Here is a 13,308-nt window from a genome sequence, read left to right on the forward strand (position 1 = left end):
GTGAAGCGCAGCCGATCCTTTCCCGACGTCCTCGCCGGGGGAATCTTCGTCCTGATCGGCGGCGCGTTCGCCGCGGGGTCGCTCGGCTACGAGCTGGGCACCCCGCTGCGGATGGGCCCCGGCGCCTTCCCGCTGCTGGCGGGGTTGATCGTCGCCGCCTTGGGCCTGGCGATCGTCGTCAAGGGCCTGGTGGCGGGCGAGGTGATCGCGTTCGGGCCGATCCCGTGGCGGGCCGTCGCCGCTATCACCGCCGCGCTCGTCTTCTTCGGGCTCACGGTCCGCGGCCTCGGCTTCGTCCCGGCCTCGGCCGTGACCGTCCTGCTGACGACGCTGGCCAGCACCCGCGTACGCCCGCTCACGGCCGTGGCGGTGACGGCCGGGCTGACCGCGGCGGCCACCCTCATCTTCGTCGTCGGACTGCGGCTGCGGATCCCTCTGATCGGCCCGTGGCTGGGAATGTGACATGGACCTCCTCGACAATCTCGCCCTGGGCTTCTCGACCGCCCTGCTGATCCAGAACGTCGTCTACTGCTTCGTCGGCGTCCTGCTCGGCACCGCGGTCGGCGTCCTGCCCGGCATCGGGCCGACGGCGACGGTGGCGATGCTGCTGCCGATCACCTTCAGCTTCGAGCCGGTCACGGCGCTGATCATGCTGGCGGGCATCTACTACGGCGCGCAGTACGGCGGCTCGACCACGGCCATCCTGATCAACCTGCCCGGCGAGTCATCGGCGGCGGTTACCGCCCTCGACGGCCACGAGATGGCCCGCCAGGGCCGGGCGGGCGCGGCGCTGGCGGCGGCCGCGGTCGGCTCCTTCATCGCCGGGACCGTGGCGACCGTGGCGCTGGCCGTCGCAGCCCCTCCCCTGGCCCGCGTCGCGTTGCAGTTCGGGCCCGCCGAGTACTTCTCGCTCGTGCTCCTCGGCCTCGTCGTCTCGATCTCGCTGGCACGCGGCTCGGCGCTGAAGGCCCTGGCGATGATCGCGCTGGGCGTGCTGCTCGGCACGGTCGGGCAGGACATCTACACCGGCACCCCGCGTTTCACCTTCGACCAGCGTGAGCTGTTCGGCGGCATCGACTTCGTATCGGTCGCGGTGGGCATGTTCGGCGTCGCGGAGATCCTGCGCAACCTGGAGAACGAGCACGCCCGCACCGCCATCGCCGCCCGGGTGCGCAACCTCTGGCCCACCCGAGAGGACCGCCGCCGGATCATCGGCCCGATCCTGCGCGGCACCGGGCTCGGCGCCGCGCTCGGCGTGCTCCCCGGCGGCGGTCACGTACTGGCCTCGTTCACCTCATACGCCGTCGAGAAGCGCGTCTCGAAGCGTAGGGAGGAGTTCGGCCACGGCGCGATCGAGGGGGTCGCCGGTCCCGAGTCGGCGAACAACGCCGCGGCCCAGACCTCCTTCATCCCGCTCCTCACCCTCGGCCTGCCCGCGCACCCGGTGATGGCGCTGATGGTCGGCGCGTTCATCGTCCACGGCATCACCCCCGGACCGAACGTCATCACCGACGAGCCGGCGCTGTTCTGGGGCCTGATCGCCTCGATGTGGATCGGCAACGTGCTGCTGGTGCTGCTCAACCTGCCGTTGATCGGCATCTGGGTACGCATGTTGCGCATCCCCTACCAGGTGCTCTTCCCGATGATCATCCTGTTCGCGGCGATCGGGACCTACTCCCTGGGGTTCAACGCCTACGACGTCTACGCGATCGTCTTCTTCGGGCTCCTGGGGTACGTCCTGATCAAGTGCGGCTGCGAGCCGGCGCCGCTGCTGCTCGGGTTCGTGCTCGGCCCGCTGATCGAGGAGAACCTGCGGCGGGCGCTGATCATCTCGCGTGGCGACGCGACCGTCTTCCTGACCCGGCCGATCTCGGCGGTGCTGCTGGGGCTGGCCGTGGCGGCCCTGGTCATCGCGGCGCTCCCGGCGATCCGGCGGCGTCGCGAGATCGTGTTCACCGAGGAGGACTGACCCCATCGCCGGTCCCGCGCGGGCAGGCGCGCGCGACCGCCCAGCCGTCCAGGGCTCAAAGGCCGCCGGATCTCAGGGCTGGACCGGTTGCGCAAGAGCCCGACGGATGTGCCCGTCATCGCGACGGACAGGCCAAGAACGCTCCCGTACCCGCTTGCCTCGTGGACACCCGCCCACCAGAATGTCGTTCTAGAAAGGGGGTCGGACATGAAGGCAGCACGCGTCGCCTGGCGCCGCCTCGAACCGGTGCACGGCATGATCTACTTCGTCCCCGAGGCCCATGACCGCTATGCCGCGCTGGGCCTGAAGGACCGGGCCGGCTACTTCGCCTCCCGCTCGGCGCCGTTCGGGCGGGCCTCCGCCGAGCTGGTCATCGCCACCTTCTACAACTTCAACCCCGACCTGGTACGACGCGCCGTACCGGCAGCATGGGACATCACCACCCCGGACAAGATCCTCGACGCCCGCCGCGAAGCCGCGGCCGCGGCCCTGCACAGGGCCGGAATCCACGAGCAGCCGACCATGCCGGAAACGCTCGCCCTGGCCAAAAGAGCGGCCGAGGCGGCGTGCGAGCATCCGCACGGCCGCCCGCTGTTCGCCGCGCACGCCACGCTGCCCTGGCCGGACGAACCGATCGAGCAGCTCTGGCACGCCCAGACGTTGCTGCGCGAATTCCGCGGCGACGGCCACGTGGCGACCCTGCTCACCGAAGGCATCGGCCCGCTGGAGGCACTGGTCCTGCACGCCGCCAGCGGCACGGTCCCGCCGGTGTTCCTCAAGGTCAGCCGCGCCTGGCCGGAGCAGGAGTGGGCGGCGGCCGAGCAGCGGCTGCGTGAGCGCGGCCTGGTCGAGGGCGAGGAGCTCAGCGAGCAGGGCAGGGCGTTGCGCAAGCACATCGAAGACCGCACAGACGAACTCGCGCTGCCCGCCTACGCCGCGCTGGGCGAGCACGGCTGCGAACGGCTAGCGGAGATCTCCCGGCCCTTGGGCAGAGCCGTGGTGGATCAAGGCCTGCTGAACCTCGGCTGACCGCCGACTCCCGAGCACCCTGTTCCTCCCCTGATCACCTCGGGCAACGGGCCGGACGAACCACCACGGCAGCAGGCCGCCGCGCTGACGGGTCCAGGCGTGCGCGGCCCGCTGCCGACCGGGACAGGGCTGCCCACCAGAGCCGGAGACGCACTGGCCGAACAAGCCCTGCCGGCCTTCTCCGGCGTGCTGATCGCCGCTGCGGCATTCATGTGGCGGCGCGCCCGGCGCCGCCGGTCCGTGGCCGCCGGAAGCTGCGGCTGCGAGGACTTCCGCCGGGACCGGCGAGCCCACCAAGCTGTGGGCCCGCGGCGGAACCAACCTGGCGAACCTCGCCTACCAACCGGCCGTGAACGCGGAACGAGGCGCCCCGCCAAGCGGGTGGTCTACCACTGGCCACGCAGACCCTTTCTCAGAACGCGCTCATGCCCACGGGAACCCCGGCCTCGACGGCCGCACGGATGACCGGCTCGGCGTCGTCCGGACGGCGCCCGCCGTACACCTCGATGAGCTGCAGCTCACCGGCCATGGCGGCGGCCGCCGCGGCGGCGCCGGCGAGGTCGGGGACCCCCAGAAACGTCGTGCGCCCGCCCTCGTCCCGATGCCGCACCACACGGTCGGACTCGGGATCGGCGCCCGGGTGCACGATGAGGAACGCCTCCGCCAGTACCTCGCCCGCCTCGAACCGCGCCTTGTAGTCGGCGACGGACGCCAGCGACTCGAACCCGTAATAGATCGCCCCGACCGGGACACGCTCCCCCAGAACCCGGCGCGCCTCGGCATGCCACACGGCCCCGAACCCGCCGCACAGCTCGAACCGGTCCACACCCTCATCGGCCAGCCGCTTCACCAGACCGGCCAGTTGCCCGGGCTCCGGTACGGCGCGGACTCTGGTCCGGCCGTGCTCGTTCTCGATCACCAGGACGTCGGCCAGCGGGTCGGCGCCCACCTCTTCATAAATGATCACTCGGTTTTCGCTCATGAGTTTAGTCTGCAACCTCAACCAATATCGAGGTCAACCACTCCGACTGGCGGCCTTCGCCGCACGTCACCCCCTTGGGCGGCCTCAAGAACCGCCAGCGCCCGGAGCCGTGCCATGTCTGTCGGTGGCAGCGGCACGTTCGCTCACCGCTGACGGCCCTAGACTCGCAACGGCTTTCTCGGCGATCGCCGCCACGGCACGCTCCTTGGCGAGGCGGGCAAGGGCTTTCGTCGCGATCACGTGGCGCGGGTCGGCTTGGCCCCGGTAGGGATTCGGAAGTTCGCACGACACGATGGCGATCAGCGGGTCGATGATCAACGGATCGTCGAGGTTCGCGAGAGTCGTGACCGCCGCGAGCGCGACTGCACGGTCCTCGTCAAAGGCGAGTGAGGCCAGCCGCACAATCCCGGCGGTCGTGGCGCATCGCGACAGCCGGACAAGTACGGTCGAACCAATCTCAAGAGAATGCAGCAAGGGGCTGGCCCATGGGTCCGGGGACCTCCATGATATGCCCCAGACGGAGGACGGACCGATTACCGAGGAGACGCACTCGATGCACTTCAGGAACCATAATCAACTGCACTGGAATGACGAGCGGCAGGGCTGAGTTGATGATGAACGCTGTCGAAGCGAGTGAGCGATTGATCGAGTTGGTTCGCGGGAACGATGACATAGTGAATCACGCCGACGGTTGTGACGCAGGGGTGATTGCCGCCGCCGAGAGTGCCCTGGATGTGGCTTTTCCTCCCTCGTACCGCCGCCTGGTCGAAGAGTTCGGGACCTGGGACATCGCTGGCGAGGAATTCCTCGGCGTATACCAGACGCCCGCACTAGGGGTAAAACTGTTGGGGTCAGTGGCTGAAACCATAGATACTCGCAGTCAATATGGACTGCCATCTGATCTGATCGTTGTGATGTTCGATGGAATGGGTGGCCTGGTCGTCCTCGACTCCTCTCATGCGAATCAGGAAGGCGAGTTCCCCGTCCTCGTCTGGAATCCCGGAGTTGTAGACCGCAAAAATATGGAGAAGCTCGGGGATGATTTCGGATCCTTTGCGCTCTCTCTGTGTCAGCGGGCCGTAGAGCGCTGGCGGGAGTCTGACTGAATCTGAAGCCGTACGCGAGCGACTTATCCGATGAGCGGTGGGCATTGATCGAGCCGATGCTCACGGCGTGGAGGACCGCCCATCCCTCGGTCAGCGGCCACCAGGGCAGATACGGGTTGTGCGAGATCGTTAACGCGCTGCTGCAACAGAGCAGGACCGGGTGTCAGCGGAACTTGCTGCCCCATGACCTGCCTCCTCGGAGGGCGGTGTTCTACCGCTACGCAGGTGGCGTGAGGATGGCACGGACAAGACCATCCACGACCTGCCGCGCTTTCAGGTGCGGGAGGAAGAAGGGGAGATCAGCCGACCCGAGCCTGGTGGTGCTCGACACCCAAAGCGTGCGTACCGCGACCACGACCGGCAGGGACGCGGCCAAGCAGATGCCCGGCCGCAAGCGCGGGCCGGCCATGGGCATCCTGCGGCACCTTTTGCGCCTCCCAGGTCTATCTGGCCGGGAAGGACCTGCTCGCGGTCCACGCCGTCCCCGGGCACCCATCAAGGAGGCCTGGATCGTGGGCCAGCAACGCGTCGCCTGGAGGGACTTCGGCGATGAAGTGGAATCTGCGGCTGGCCGTGCCAACCGCGGCAGCTGCAGGGCTCTCTCCTGGTGGTAGGCCACGATCACGCGCTGCTGTTGCTATAGCGGTGCGCGGAATGGCGAGCTCAGCTGCTCGGTATGGGGGATCTGGCCGGGGCTTGCAGGTGGCTTCCGCTTATGGCGGGCGGATGAGGCCTCGCTTGGAGGCGGCGGCGACGGCGGCGGTGCGGGAGTCGACGCCGAGTTTGGTGTAGATGCGCACCAGGTGGGTCTTGACGGTGGTCTCGCTGAGGAACATGGCCTTGCTGATCTGCCGGTTGGACAGGCCCGTCGCGACATGGCCGAGAACCTCCAGTTCGCGGGGGGAGAGTGTGGTGTCGGGGGTGCGGACCCGGCCCAGCAGGCGTGAGGCGACGCTCGGTGCCAGGGCGCTGGCTCCGGCGGCCGCCGAGCGGATGGCGGCATGCAGGGCGTCCGATGGGGCGTCTTTCAGCAGGTAGCCGGTCGCGCCCGCCTCGATGGCGGCCACGATGTCGGCGTCGGTGTCGAAGGTGGTCAGCACCAGGACCCGGGGGCCGTTCAGCGCGACGATCTGCCGGGTCGCCTCGCTGCCGTGCATGCCTGGCCCGAGTTGGAGGTCCATCAGCACGACGTCGGGCGCGAGCGTGCGGGCGAGCTCGACGCCTTCTTCCGCGGTGGCGGCCTCGCCGATGAGTTGGAAGTCGGGCTGTCCGGTGAGCATGGCGCGGATGCCGGAGCGGACGACGGGGTGGTCGTCGACCAGGATGAGCCGGATCATGCTCCCTCCCCGCGGGGCAGAGGCAGGGTGGCGACGACGGCTGTGCCGTCCCCGGGAGACGACTCCACGGTCAGGGTGCCCCCGAGGGTGCTCACGCGCTCGCGCATGGCCCGCAGGCCGTATCCGGTGCCCGTCGCCTGTCCGGCGGGATCGCTCGGGTCGAAGCCGTGGCCGTCGTCGTAGACGTCCAGCATGACCATGTCGTCCAGGTAGGTGAGGGTCACGGCGGCATGTTCGGCTCCGGCGTGGCGGCTGACGTTGCCCAGCGCGCCCTGGGCGACGCGCAGCAGCGTGACGTCGTAGTCGGCGGGCAGCGGGAGTGGGGTGCCCGAGACCTCGAAGCGCACCGTGGTGCGGGTGCCGGCCACGGCCGTGTCGCTGATCCTGCGCAGCGCCGCGACCAGCGAGGAGTGTTGAAGGGCGGGCGGGGCCAGGGCCCGCACGAAGTTGCGCGCCTCCTCCAGGTTCTCCTTCGCCGCCGCCTCCGCCTCGATGATGCGGTGCTCCGCCTCCTCCGGATCGTTGGCGAGGTCGCGGCGGGCGGCGCGCAGCAGCAGGATGATGCTGGACATGCCCTGCGCGAGGGTGTCGTGGATGTCGCGGGCCAGGCGTTCGCGTTCGGCCAGGCGGGCGGCGTCGCTCTCCGCCTCGACCAGTTTGCCGCGGGTACGGACCAGGTCGTCGATGAGCAGGCGGCGTTCCTCACTCTCGGCGTAGAGCGCCTTGTAGACCATCGCCATGAGGGTGGCCACGGCGGCGCCGATCGTCGGCCCGATGATCTGCGCGGGACTCAGCCGGCCCGCATGCCAGGCGGCCGCCACGATGGCGGCGATGGTCAGCACCGCCACCCCGGGCAACGCCACGCTCAGTGGTAGAAGGTGGAGGTAGGCGAAGAAGAGCGGGAAGGCCAGCCAGACGAACTGCGGCGCGGCAACGGCCAGCGCCGCCCACCCGAGTGTGATCACCCCCAGCCAAAGGCGTCCCAGCCGCAGGTGCGTCCGCCCGCCGTAGTGCGGCAACCGCCCTTCGATGAGGATGCCGGCCGCGTACAGGACGCCGAGCAGTGTCCCCCCGATCGCCGGCAGGGCCTGACCCTGCCGAGCGACGCCGAGCACCGCGATCACCAGGAGAATCGCGAAGGTGCCGTGGATCGCCCAGCGAAGCAGCCGCAGAGCGGGCGGGAACAGATAGTCAGACATTTCTCACTCAGCGTACGCAGTGGCGATCGCCTGCCGCGTCGTTCAAAAGAAGTATTCCGGACCGACCGAGTGCACGATGTGCGGGAACCCCGGTGACCAGCAGGCTGCGGCAGTCAGATTCCACTTCGTCCGCAATGGGGGCGCGCCGTGTTCGTGGCGCTCAGAGACCTGCGCTTCGCCAAGGGACGGTTCGCCCTGATGGGCACCGTTGTCTTTCTCATCACCCTCCTGGTCACCATGCTGTCCGGCCTGACCGCCGGGCTGGCGCAGGAGAACATCTCGGCGGTGGAGAACCTGCCCGCCGATCACCTCGTCTTCGACAGCGGTGAGGAGCCCGCCTTCGCCGACAGCGGCATCACCGACGCCACGTGGCGGGACTGGCAGCACGTGCCGGGCGTCACCGCCGAGCGGCTCGGCGTCTCCATGTCGAGGCTCGCCTACGGCGACGATCAGAGCGCGGGGGTGGCCCTGTTCGGCGTCAAGCCCGGCGGCGAACTCGCCGCCGGGCGTCCGGTGGACACCGGCAAGGTCGTCCTGTCCGCAGCGCTCGCAGCAGACAGCGGGCTGAAGGCCGGCGACATCGTACAGATCTCCGGCAAGGACTTCGCCGTCGCCGCGACCGGGGGCGAGGCCTCCTACAGCCACGCCCCGCTCGCCTGGATCAGCATCGGCGACTGGGAACGGATGGGCCGCCAGACCGGCGCCGACACGGTGGCCACCGTCCTGGCTCTTCGTACCAGCGGCGCCCCTGACCTGGCCGCGGCCGACACCAAGCTCGCCACCACGACGGTCGCGCTGGCACAGGCGCCCGCCGCGATCGGCTCCTTCTCCTCCGAGAACGGCTCGCTCCAGCTCATGCGCGGCTTCCTGTTCGCGATCTCGGCCCTGGTCATCGGCGCGTTCTTCACCGTGTGGACGATCCAGCGGCGCGGCGACGTCGCCGTCCTGAAGGCGCTCGGCGCGAGCTCCGGCTACCTGCTGCGCGACGCGCTCGCCCAGGCCGTCATCGTACTGCTGGCCGGGGCGGGCATCGGCGGCGCGCTCGGCGCGGCCCTCGGCGCGCTCGCCGAGGGCACCGTCCCGTTCGTGCTGTCGGTGACCACCACCGTCGTACCGGTGGCGGCGATGATCCTGCTCGGCGCCGCCGGCGCCGCGCTGGCCATCCGCAAGATCACCTCCGTCGACCCGCTGATCGCCCTGGGAGCCTCCCGATGACCCTCGAACTCACCGACATCGTCCTGACCTACCCCGACGGGGACCACACACTGACCGCGCTCGACCACGTCAGCCTGACCGTCGGACCCGGCGAGTTCGCCGCCGTCGTGGGCCCGTCCGGATCGGGCAAGTCCAGCCTGCTCGCCGTCGCCGCCACCCTCATCACCCCCGCCTCCGGCACCGTCACCATCGCCGGCCAGGACCTCTCCCAAGCCGGACAGGCCCAACGCACCAAGGTGCGCCGCGACCACATCGGAATCGTGTTCCAGCAGCCGAACCTGCTGCCCTCCCTCACCGCGCTCGATCAACTCCTGGTCATGGCGCACCTGGCCGGACAATCCCCCCGCGCTGCCGGCGTACGGGCCCGGGAACTGCTCCTGGCCATGCACCTCACGGGCAAGGAGCACAAGCGCCCGCACCAGCTCTCCGGCGGCGAACGGCAGCGCGTCAACATCGCCCGCGCGCTGATGAACGCGCCCGATGTCCTCCTGGTCGACGAGCCCACCAGCGCGCTCGACCACCACCGCGGCGAGCAGATCGTCTCGCTGCTGGCCGAGCTCACCAAGCGCAACAACCTCGCCACCATCATGGTCACGCACGACCTGGCCACTCTGGCGATGGTCGACACCGCCTTGACCATGACCGACGGCAAACTCACCGAGGAAGCAGTACCGGTCCCCTGACCGCGGCCCATCCGGCGGCGAGCTTCCCAAGCCCTGGTAGTACCCGCAACGAGTCGCCGGGTGCGGCGGCGTCTACCGTGCCGACCGCCGGAGCCCACGGCGGACGGCCAGCTCGTATGCGGACATCGGCAGGTCGGGGCGCGGCTCGGCCTCCACCAGCTCGCGCATGACGACGGACACCAGCATCCAGTCGTTGCGAACTATCGACTTCGCCCTCACCGCACCAAGCAAACGCCTTCCCCTTCATCCAACGGGGTTTCACCCCTGGCCCGATGAGGCGTGTGCGTCGCGCTTGTGAATCGCTCTTAAGATCACTCGCATGCGCACCATTTACGTTGTCACTCATCCGGAGGCGACGCACCACGTCGAAGGGGTCGTCGGCGGCTGGCATGATTCGGAGCTGACGCCAGCGGGCCTCCGCGCGGCGGCCTCCATTGCCCAGGTGCTGCGGGCCGAGGTTCCGGACGGCGTCGATGTGGAGCTGTTCTCCTCGGATCTGCGGCGCACCCGGCAAACGGCCGAGAAGGTTGCCGAACTGTTCGGCGTGAAACCGATCCTGGATCGCAGGCTGCGGGAGAAGTCCTACGGAGAGGCGGGGGGAAGGCCACAGGAGTGGCTGGACCAGCGATTCGTCCCGCCGCCGGCTGTCGGGGAGCGGTTGGAACATGACGAGGGTGTGGAGGGCGCCGAGACCAAGGCGGCGTGGGCGCAGCGCATCTACGCGGCCATGGACGAGGTCGTGCAGCGCCCCTGCGAACACCAGATCATCGTGACGCACGGTGGCTCCCTGACACTCGTCGTGGCTTCGTGGATCAAGATGCCGATCAAGGCGGTCGGCCATGCCAGTTTCCGGGCGCCATCCGGCAGCATCACCACGCTGCGCGAAGACGACTTCTTCCATAACCGCCAGGTCGTCAGCCTCGGTGACACCCGCCATCTCGACCCCGCCAAAGATGGCTGACCTCAACCAGGCCCCCTTCGACGGCCAGTGATGGGCTCCCGCTGAGCACAAGCTTTCTTGGTTCAGGCGCCTGTATCCGTTGCCCCAGACGAGATGCCCCGCCTGGCCAACTTCCGGGATCGCCTGGCAGAAGCCAAGGAGCATGGGCGGCTCGGCGAAGTCGTCGCGAGCGAGGCCAGCCCCATCGCCGCCGACCAGAAACTGGCCAGATGCAGCACCTGATGTTCGTCCGGAGCCTTCGCGCGAGGAGTTCATGCGGGCCAGCCCCCGCCGGCCCAAGCATGGCGGGCCGTTCGACTTGTCCGACCCGGCCACTTGGTCCGCGACCGCGGTCACCACCGTGACCGACATCAGCCACTACGGCAAAGCCGCCCGGCTGGGCGGGCAGCCCCTACGGCCGGCGCGGCACCCACACCTACGCCCAAGTCCAACCTGAGCTGGTAGCGCAGGCTCTTGTCGAGGTCACCAAACAGGGGGTGGTCACGAGTCTCGATGAGGGAGGTGGGCCACTCATCCTCATTCTCGCCCGGTCACAAGCATGATCGCTTACGTCGGTTCCAACGGAAATCGCAGGTAGCCTGGCACGGCGGGCACGTTGACCTGGCAGAACGCCGCGCGAAGCGTCAGGCCCCCCGCCCCCACCTCTCGACCGACTGGAGACCTGTGTTCAAGGCAACCGGCAGACGATCAGTGGTGCTCGCCACCCTCATGGCCACCGGGCTCGCACTGACCACCGCGACCACGGCCGCGGCGAGCACCGGCCGCCCCGCGATCATCGGTGGAAAGGCCGCGACGGAGACCTACTCGTTCATGGTCTCGTTCCAGCTGCGGAAACTACCCGAGCACCACTGCGGCGGTTCCCTCATCGCCCCGGACTGGGTCGTCACCGCCGCCCACTGCAAGGGACTCATGAAGCCCGGCAGGACGCAGGTGCGGATCGGCTCACTCGAGCGTGACACAGGCGGAACTCGCACCAGCGTCAAGCGCGTCATCAACCATCCCAACCAGGACAAGCCTGGCATGCGCGGGGAACCCAAGGACGACATCCTGCTGGTCCAGCTGGATCGGCCGGTAGACCTCGAGCCCATCCGCATCGCCGACGGCCCAGGCCGGGTAGGCGAGCCGAGCCGCGTCATCGGCTGGGGCATGACCTGCGACGACTCCGACGATCCGACCTGCTCGAACGGTGCACGGCAGTTGCAGGAACTCGACACCGTACGCGTACCCGACACCCGGTGCTCTTCCCTCAACCGAGGCGAGGAGCTGTGCACCGGTGAGCTCAACGGGCGTGCTGCCAGCGCCTGCAACGGCGACTCAGGTGGTCCACAGATCCGCAAGGTCGGCGGCCGGTGGGAGCTGGTCGGAGCCACCTCGCGCGACGGCGACGACCTGGCGGACCGCACGAACGGCGACGCCGGCTGCTCCACCAACCCCAGAGGCGGGCCAGGAGTCGGCATCTGGACCGACGTGACCCACTACCGTTCCTGGATCACCGACACCATCAGGGCACACAGCGCCTCCTGACCATTGCGGTCAGGCGCCGATGGCGTAGGGGCTGGTAGTGGAAAGCCCTCCGCCCAGCCACGCCCCATACCCCAAAGAAACCGCCTGACCGCTGGCCATCCGGGTGGCATGGTGGCCGATATCCGGTGTCGCGGCAGTGCCTCACCTGCTAGAACCCTGGCATGGATGATCGTGGCATCGTCGTGGCTGGCGCCGGCATCATCGGGGCGTCATTGGCGTACCACCTGGCCGGGCGCGGCCGACCCGTCACGTTGATCGATGCAGGCCTGCCGGGTTCGGGCGTCACCCGCGCTTCTTTCGCCTGGATCGGACGATCGGTCGCCGGCGACTCGCCCTCGGCGCCGCTGCGCTCCCTCGCGCTGGAGGAGTACCGGCGGCTGGAGACGGAGCTTCCCGAACTGTCGGTCCGCTGGTCGGGTTCACTCAGCTGGGACGGCTTCGACGAGACCCCGGGACCGCGCACGGAGGATGTCGCAGCGCTGGAACCGCACCTGCTCGATCCCCCGGCCGTGGCCGTTCACCGCCCGGAAGATGCGGCGTTCGACCCCGTCGCGGTGACCGATCTCCTGGTCGCCGCCGCACGCGACCGGGGCGCGCGGTTGCTGACGGGGGTACTGGCGACTGCCCTCGACCACCAGGCGGGCACGGTGAGCGGTATCCGGACGACCGCCGGAGACATTCCCGCTGAGACCGTCGTCTTGGCCGCCGGTACCGGCACGGTTGCCCTGTGCTCCGGGATCGGCATCACCCTGCCCATCGAGCCGTCGCCCGCCGTCCTCGTCCGGTTGCGCGCAGCACCGGGCCTGGTCCGAACGATCGTCGCGACGCCGTCGCTGGAGGTCCGGCAGCTCGACGACGGTACGGTCCTGGCCCCCATGGCCTACAGCGGCGAGACGGACCAGGCCGCGCTGCTCGAGACCGCCGAGCGTGTCCGCGACCGGTTCGCCGCTTCCTTCGCCGGAGCCGCCGGCACGAAGGTTGCCTCCGTCGAGATCGGCTGGCGCCCGATGCCTGCCGACGGGGAACCGGTCATCGGCCGGCCTGGCGGCACCCGGGGTCTGTACGTCACCGTGATGCACTCGGCGATCACCCTGGCCGCCGCCACCGGCCGCCTCGCCGCTACCGAAATCCTCACCGGCTCACCAGCCCCCGAGCTCGCCGGCCGCCGGCCAGACCGGTTCCACTGACTCCCTCAGCGACAACCTGGCCGTGCGAATATTGCGCCCTGGCGGCCACCTGGCACCTCATCGGCTCCCTCGCCTTACCCCATGAGCGGCAAACCGACTGGCGAGAGACCCTGGCG

At 69.3% G+C, this 13,308-nt stretch carries 16 protein-coding genes; 11 read left to right on the forward strand and 5 right to left on the reverse strand.

Annotated features, from left to right (window positions below; all coding sequences use genetic code 11):
• From ACFWY5_RS24080 to ACFWY5_RS24090, 3 genes are all read left to right on the forward strand, one after another.
• Positions 1 to 462: a tripartite tricarboxylate transporter TctB family protein gene (locus ACFWY5_RS24080; RefSeq protein ID WP_379616311.1), complete on the forward strand. Its 462-nt coding sequence runs from the start codon at positions 1 to 3 to the stop codon at positions 460 to 462.
• A gap of 1 nt (position 463) precedes the next feature.
• Positions 464 to 1,969, forward strand: a complete 1,506-nt coding sequence (locus ACFWY5_RS24085) for a tripartite tricarboxylate transporter permease (protein WP_379634453.1) — start codon at positions 464 to 466, stop codon at positions 1,967 to 1,969.
• A gap of 207 nt (positions 1,970 to 2,176) precedes the next feature.
• The gene (locus tag ACFWY5_RS24090; RefSeq protein WP_379616315.1) at positions 2,177 to 2,998 is read left to right on the forward strand and encodes a hypothetical protein; all 822 of its coding nucleotides are present in this window, start codon (positions 2,177 to 2,179) and stop codon (positions 2,996 to 2,998) included.
• Positions 2,999 to 3,410: 412 nt separating this feature from the next.
• On the opposite strand, the gene ACFWY5_RS24095 is transcribed toward ACFWY5_RS24090, so the two are convergent.
• Complete coding sequence (locus tag ACFWY5_RS24095; RefSeq protein WP_379634455.1) at positions 3,411 to 3,980, reverse strand: DUF6506 family protein; 570 nt, start codon at positions 3,978 to 3,980, stop codon at positions 3,411 to 3,413.
• A gap of 84 nt (positions 3,981 to 4,064) precedes the next feature.
• A complete protein-coding gene (locus ACFWY5_RS24100; protein WP_379616319.1) occupies positions 4,065 to 4,454 on the reverse strand; it encodes a hypothetical protein in 390 nt (129 codons plus the stop codon).
• A 113-nt stretch (positions 4,455 to 4,567) separates the two neighbouring features.
• Here ACFWY5_RS24100 and ACFWY5_RS24105 point away from each other — a divergent pair, with 113 nt between their 5' ends.
• Positions 4,568 to 5,086 carry an SMI1/KNR4 family protein gene (locus ACFWY5_RS24105; protein WP_379616321.1) on the forward strand — a complete coding sequence of 173 codons (519 nt, stop codon included), beginning with the start codon at positions 4,568 to 4,570 and terminating at the stop codon, positions 5,084 to 5,086.
• 2 nt (positions 5,087 to 5,088) lie between these two features.
• Positions 5,089 to 5,700: a transposase gene (locus tag ACFWY5_RS24110; RefSeq protein WP_379634638.1), complete on the forward strand. Its 612-nt coding sequence runs from the start codon at positions 5,089 to 5,091 to the stop codon at positions 5,698 to 5,700.
• A 99-nt stretch (positions 5,701 to 5,799) separates the two neighbouring features.
• Here ACFWY5_RS24110 and ACFWY5_RS24115 read toward each other — a convergent pair whose 3' ends face one another.
• Together ACFWY5_RS24115 and ACFWY5_RS24120 are read right to left on the reverse strand one after the other, a co-directional pair.
• The gene (locus ACFWY5_RS24115; protein ID WP_379634457.1) at positions 5,800 to 6,423 is read right to left on the reverse strand and encodes a response regulator; all 624 of its coding nucleotides are present in this window, start codon (positions 6,421 to 6,423) and stop codon (positions 5,800 to 5,802) included.
• The gene (locus ACFWY5_RS24120) at positions 6,420 to 7,622 is read right to left on the reverse strand and encodes a sensor histidine kinase (RefSeq protein ID WP_379634459.1); all 1,203 of its coding nucleotides are present in this window, start codon (positions 7,620 to 7,622) and stop codon (positions 6,420 to 6,422) included. Before ACFWY5_RS24120 ends, ACFWY5_RS24115 begins: the two co-directional genes overlap by 4 nt.
• 147 nt (positions 7,623 to 7,769) lie before the next feature.
• On the opposite strand from ACFWY5_RS24120, the gene ACFWY5_RS24125 reads away from it, so the two are divergent.
• Together ACFWY5_RS24125 and ACFWY5_RS24130 are read left to right on the forward strand one after the other, a co-directional pair.
• Positions 7,770 to 8,837 carry an FtsX-like permease family protein gene (locus tag ACFWY5_RS24125; protein WP_379634461.1) on the forward strand — a complete coding sequence of 356 codons (1,068 nt, stop codon included), beginning with the start codon at positions 7,770 to 7,772 and terminating at the stop codon, positions 8,835 to 8,837.
• Positions 8,834 to 9,520: an ABC transporter ATP-binding protein gene (locus ACFWY5_RS24130; protein WP_379634463.1), complete on the forward strand. Its 687-nt coding sequence runs from the start codon at positions 8,834 to 8,836 to the stop codon at positions 9,518 to 9,520. Before ACFWY5_RS24125 ends, ACFWY5_RS24130 begins: the two co-directional genes overlap by 4 nt.
• Positions 9,521 to 9,592: 72 nt before the next feature.
• On the opposite strand, the gene ACFWY5_RS24135 is transcribed toward ACFWY5_RS24130, so the two are convergent.
• Positions 9,593 to 9,739, reverse strand: a complete 147-nt coding sequence (locus tag ACFWY5_RS24135; protein ID WP_379634465.1) for a hypothetical protein — start codon at positions 9,737 to 9,739, stop codon at positions 9,593 to 9,595.
• 100 nt (positions 9,740 to 9,839) lie between these two features.
• On the opposite strand from ACFWY5_RS24135, the gene ACFWY5_RS24140 reads away from it, so the two are divergent.
• The 4 genes from ACFWY5_RS24140 to ACFWY5_RS24155 all read left to right on the forward strand — a co-directional run bounded on the left by ACFWY5_RS24140 (position 9,840) and on the right by ACFWY5_RS24155 (position 13,192).
• Positions 9,840 to 10,481 carry a histidine phosphatase family protein gene (locus tag ACFWY5_RS24140; protein WP_379634467.1) on the forward strand — a complete coding sequence of 214 codons (642 nt, stop codon included), beginning with the start codon at positions 9,840 to 9,842 and terminating at the stop codon, positions 10,479 to 10,481.
• 93 nt (positions 10,482 to 10,574) lie between these two features.
• Entirely contained in the window at positions 10,575 to 10,703 is a 129-nt protein-coding gene (locus tag ACFWY5_RS24145) for a hypothetical protein (protein WP_379634469.1), read from the forward strand.
• Between the two features lie 471 nt (positions 10,704 to 11,174).
• The gene (locus ACFWY5_RS24150; RefSeq protein WP_379634471.1) at positions 11,175 to 12,005 is read left to right on the forward strand and encodes a S1 family peptidase; all 831 of its coding nucleotides are present in this window, start codon (positions 11,175 to 11,177) and stop codon (positions 12,003 to 12,005) included.
• A gap of 161 nt (positions 12,006 to 12,166) precedes the next feature.
• Entirely contained in the window at positions 12,167 to 13,192 is a 1,026-nt protein-coding gene (locus tag ACFWY5_RS24155; RefSeq protein ID WP_379634473.1) for an NAD(P)/FAD-dependent oxidoreductase, read from the forward strand.
• The last annotated feature ends 116 nt before the right edge of the window (positions 13,193 to 13,308 follow it).

This window comes from Nonomuraea sp. NPDC059007, assembly GCF_042740555.1.
Taxonomy (GTDB): domain Bacteria; phylum Actinomycetota; class Actinomycetes; order Streptosporangiales; family Streptosporangiaceae; genus Nonomuraea.

Excerpts from the sequence above, each read along its gene's own strand:
- ACFWY5_RS24085 (WP_379634453.1), top strand. The coding sequence starts at position 464 with ATGGACCTCCTCGACAATCTCGCCCTGGGCTTCTCGACCGCCCTGCTG.
- ACFWY5_RS24090 (WP_379616315.1), top strand. The coding sequence starts at position 2,177 with ATGAAGGCAGCACGCGTCGCCTGGCGCCGCCTCGAACCGGTGCACGGC.
- ACFWY5_RS24095 (WP_379634455.1), bottom strand. The coding sequence starts at position 3,980 with ATGAGCGAAAACCGAGTGATCATTTATGAAGAGGTGGGCGCCGACCCG.
- ACFWY5_RS24105 (WP_379616321.1), top strand. The coding sequence starts at position 4,568 with ATGACGAGCGGCAGGGCTGAGTTGATGATGAACGCTGTCGAAGCGAGT.
- ACFWY5_RS24115 (WP_379634457.1), bottom strand. The coding sequence starts at position 6,423 with ATGATCCGGCTCATCCTGGTCGACGACCACCCCGTCGTCCGCTCCGGC.
- ACFWY5_RS24120 (WP_379634459.1), bottom strand. The coding sequence starts at position 7,622 with ATGTCTGACTATCTGTTCCCGCCCGCTCTGCGGCTGCTTCGCTGGGCG.
- ACFWY5_RS24130 (WP_379634463.1), top strand. The coding sequence starts at position 8,834 with ATGACCCTCGAACTCACCGACATCGTCCTGACCTACCCCGACGGGGAC.
- ACFWY5_RS24140 (WP_379634467.1), top strand. The coding sequence starts at position 9,840 with ATGCGCACCATTTACGTTGTCACTCATCCGGAGGCGACGCACCACGTC.
- ACFWY5_RS24145 (WP_379634469.1), top strand. The coding sequence starts at position 10,575 with ATGCCCCGCCTGGCCAACTTCCGGGATCGCCTGGCAGAAGCCAAGGAG.
- ACFWY5_RS24155 (WP_379634473.1), top strand. The coding sequence starts at position 12,167 with ATGGATGATCGTGGCATCGTCGTGGCTGGCGCCGGCATCATCGGGGCG.